Here is a 4,262-nt window from a genome sequence, read left to right as displayed (position 1 = left end):
ACTCCAATTGTGTTTTGGCATAAAACGCGACGCGTATTAGACTTATTTGCAAGCAAAGCTTGCTAGATCCCAGTGTCAAGCACTGGGATGACAGGAGAAGGCACTGGGATGACAGGGGAGGGAGGCTACTTGCATGACACCGAAGGGGCTACTGCCCTCTTGGATGAAAACCAGTGTCAGCTACTTTCATGACACCAACAGTTGATATTGGTTTGTTGCTTTACTGGCAGCTACTAGCTATGCCTCAAGTTTCCTATTCAAAACTTTCAATATTAGATCCAATTCATTTGAATTATTATACCGTATCATAACTTTACCCTTAGAATTGTTGTCATTAATTTTGATCTTTAAACCAAGTTGAGAAGATATAGCGCCTTCTATTACCGTCATATCTTGATTTCTAGTATATTTCTGCTCTTTTTGGTTGTTGCCTTGATGCAAATCTTTTATCAATTTTTCAGTTTGTCTAACGCTTAAGCCTTGAGAAACTATTCTTTCTGCAATACCTTCAGCATTTTCAACATTAATCAACGCTCTTGCATGACCCATAGATAGTTTTTTTTCGTTGATCATTGTTTTCACCCTACAGGGAAGTGACAACATCCGAATCATATTGGTTATGTGGCTGCGGCTTTTGCCTATAGCTGAAGCTAATTCCTCATGTGTATAGAAAAACTCATCTATCAGTTTCTTATACGCTTCACCTTCTTCTATTGGATTAATATCTTGTCTTTGTATGTTTTCAATTATGGATACTTCCAAGCATTCCTTGTCGCTCAGATCTTTTATGATAACCGGTGCACTATTAAGATTTGCAATCTTGCTTGCTCGCCAACGACGTTCCCCGGCTATTATTTCATAACCGTCATCATTTGAATCTTTGCGTACCACGATAGGCTGTATAATGCCACTTTTCTTTATCGAATTTGCAAGTTCTCTTAATGACTCCTCGTCAAAATGTTTCCTCGGTTGAAATTTGCTTGGGTGCAGTAATGAAATAGGCAAATGCTCTTGTCGATCTTCTTTATTATCATAATTATCGCCTATGAGGCCGGCAAGACCTCTGCCGAGGCGTCTATCATCCTTCATACTACGCCCTCGCTTACTAGTTTCTTCTCCTTACAACTGCTCGCGTGCTTTTTTAAAATTTCCCTTGCCAAACTTATATATGCTTGTGCACCAGGACACTTAAGATCATACACAATAGCAGGTTTTCCATGAGAAGGCGCTTCTGATAACCGTACGTTACGTGGAATAACAGTCTCATACAATGGGATGATAGTTTTGTATACTTTATCATTTAAATACTGGCAAATATCGTTTTTAATCTGTTCACTGAGTTTGTTACGCCTGTCATACATTGTTAACACTATCCCTTCTATTGCCAAAAAAGGGTTTAGGTTATTCCTTTTTATCAGCTCTACAGTTTTAACTAAATGGCTTAATCCTTCCAGAGCAAAAAATTCACACTGAAGAGGGACAATAATAGAATTAGCAGCAGTCAAAGCATTTATGGTTAGAAGCCCAAGTGATGGAGGGCAATCGATGATTATATACTCATAATTATCGCGTATCTTCTCTAATGCGCTTTTTAGCACAAATTTTCCTCGCTCAAGTTGCGATAATTCAATTTCTGCAGCTGATAAATCAACTACTGACGAAATTAGTGATAAATTTGGAATTTCCTTTATATTGAAAATTGCCGATTCTATCAATTTATTTTCGCTGCTTAGTAGTATTTTGTATATATTTTTTTCTTCCCTACTACGATAAGAAATCCCGAGCCCGGTGCTAGCATTTCCTTGAGGATCAAGATCTACCAATAAAGTGCTTTTTCCCACAGCAGCAAAGGCTGTCGATAAATTTATACTAGTTGTGGTTTTGCCAACTCCACCCTTTTGATTTACTATTGCAATAATCTTGCTCACGCCTTTTATCTTATGTATAAAATAATTCTATTGTATATATGCAAGAAACTTTTGCATTAGAAAATTTTTTTGTTGTTAACCACACTAAAATTAGACTGTCTTTTTTGCTTTGTGTAACACACTTTGAACCTTGTTTCCTAATTCATTCAGAGTGAATGGCTTTGGCAAAAAGTGAAAATCTTCTATATTGATGTCATCACTCTTTAAAAAAGCATCTTCTGCATACCCAGAAATAAAAATAACGTTGATATTTAGCCTATGGATCAATGCTTCTTTAACTATTTCTGGGCCGCTCACCTCTGGCATGATTACATCAGTGATTATAAGATCTATGTGTTGACTTTTTTTACTGATTATTTCTAGCGCCTCGCTGCCTATGCTTGCTTCTATTACATCAAATCCTTTCCTTTTTAGTGCTTTAGCAATGAATTCCCTTACTGAATCTTCATCTTCAATCAATAAAATTATACCATTACCTTTAATTTCACTTACTACCGGTCTTTCTATTTCTTCACTATCTTCCTCTCTCAGATTTTCATCTGATATGTAAACCATGGGCAAAAATATGCTAAATTTAGTTCCATGATTTACTTTGCTAGCAACATAGATGTATCCTTCAGTTTGTTTAATAATGCCATATACAGTAGAAAGGCCAAGACCTGTACCAGAGGTAATATCTTTGGTAGAAAAAAATGGGTCAAATACCTTTCCAATTGTATCACTTGTCATTCCACATCCAGTATCAATTACTTCAATCACAACATAATTTCCATGTTCGATCGTTTCCTTGTCTGGAGAAAACATATCCTGAGATGTAGAATTTAATGAGTCAATCTTTTGATTAAAGGTTCGTATAGTTAATTCCCCGCCCTTTTCCATAGCAGCACTAGCATTGACTGCTAAGTTAAGTATAACTTGCTCTAATTGCCCTTGATCAGCCCTAACAGCACCCAAGTCTCTACCATAATAAATGTTAAATTTTATATTTTCACCTATTAATCTTTTTATCATTTCATAAAGATTAGCTATAGTTCTATTTACATCAATAATTTTTGGCTGCAAGGTCTGTCTTCTTGAAAAAGCAAGCAATTGTCTTACTAAATTTGATCCACGCTTTGCATTTTGCTGTATCTGTATTATATCTCCAAAAGATGGATCACCAGCTGAATGCTGGAGTAAAAGCAAATCGCAAAATCCTATTATCCCAGTCAATATATTGTTGAAATCATGCGCAATACCACCTGCTAACTGCCCTATAGCTTGCATCTTTTGATAATGCTCAAGCTTTATCTCTAGGTTTTTGTGTTCAGTATTGTCAATAAAATAACAAAGTATGAAGATCATTTTATTATGAAGAAACTTATTGAAATATATTTTTATGTTATTACCGCCGTTGAGCTGTACATCAAAAGACGCATTATTTATTCTATTACTCGAAAAATATTCACGTATTTTCACATGATAACTATCCAATATCAACGTAAAGATTGAATTATTATCTGACCCTGCAAGCTTTATTAGTGCCGTATTTTTCTTTACAAAGTTGCCGTTTATGTCACATTGTGCAATAGCAATTGATGAATTTGCAAAACAAGGGTGTAATTGATAATCAACAATATTTGATTCGGTTGGTGTTATAAAGCCATATATATAGCTATGGTTGTATTTATCACAAAATATAGCAGTGCTCATATAAGCCTTGAATGGAATACCACTTATAGTAAAAAACAAAATTTCATTATCGGTTGTTGTATTGTTATATTTAGATTGAGATATAAAATCACTGATTGAGCTACCTTTTTCCAGTTTTTTTAGTTCAAATATGTCTAAAAATCTTTTATTTACAGATAAAATCACCCCTTTGGCATTTGCAATGTAAGTTCCTATGCTGTGTTTTTCTATTAACTCTTCATATATCTGCTCCTTGTTTATCTGTGTTGCTTTTAATACAAAATACCCATCTGGCCTTGCTATTGGCACTAATGATAAATTTAAAATCTTATTACTATTTATAGCAATTTGGGGATTATCTGGTATCGGCTCAAAGAGCAAAAGAAAGTTAGATACTCTATTCTTCTTGTTTAAGGAAATGCATACCTGTACAGAAGAGTTATTTTTTAGTGCATGATAGAGTACTTTTTTGTCTGCTTCTGAAACATCTCCTATTTCAAGAATCTTGCCTAACGTAATGTCATTATCTATTATATGATCTTTAAACCTTTCGTAGAACCTTGCATCAGCATAAATAACACCCTCATCTTTATGTAAAATAAGGCAAAATTCTGTATTATGATTTAGTGCATTTGCAAATATTGCATTTTGAAATTCTATAGT

The 4,262-nt window shown here is 34.5% G+C and carries 3 protein-coding genes; all 3 read right to left on the bottom strand.

Annotated features, from left to right (window positions below; translation table 11 throughout):
• Window positions 1-237: 237 nt before the first annotated feature.
• On the bottom strand, window positions 238-1,089 hold the full coding sequence (locus tag ACIPNH_RS00765; protein WP_182321205.1) for a ParB/RepB/Spo0J family partition protein: 852 nt from the start codon (window positions 1,087-1,089) through the stop codon (window positions 238-240).
• Window positions 1,086-1,928, bottom strand: coding sequence for a ParA family protein (locus ACIPNH_RS00760; RefSeq protein ID WP_006280226.1), 843 nt, complete (start codon window positions 1,926-1,928; stop codon window positions 1,086-1,088). The genes ACIPNH_RS00765 and ACIPNH_RS00760 overlap by 4 nt, the downstream gene beginning before the upstream one ends.
• Before the next feature lie 90 nt (window positions 1,929-2,018).
• Window positions 2,019-4,262: ATP-binding protein (locus tag ACIPNH_RS00755; protein WP_400770975.1), on the bottom strand; the 2,244-nt coding region annotated here is incomplete at its 5' end.

The sequence above is a fragment of the Wolbachia endosymbiont of Drosophila barbarae genome (assembly GCF_044752445.1).
GTDB classification, from domain to species: Bacteria; Pseudomonadota; Alphaproteobacteria; order Rickettsiales; family Anaplasmataceae; genus Wolbachia; species Wolbachia pipientis.
This window is presented reverse-complemented; position numbering and strand designations above follow the sequence as displayed.

What these genes read in the sequence shown, in the direction of transcription:
- ACIPNH_RS00765 (WP_182321205.1), bottom strand. Translation starts at nt 1,089, where the DNA reads ATGAAGGATGATAGACGCCTCGGCAGAGGTCTTGCCGGCCTCATAGGC.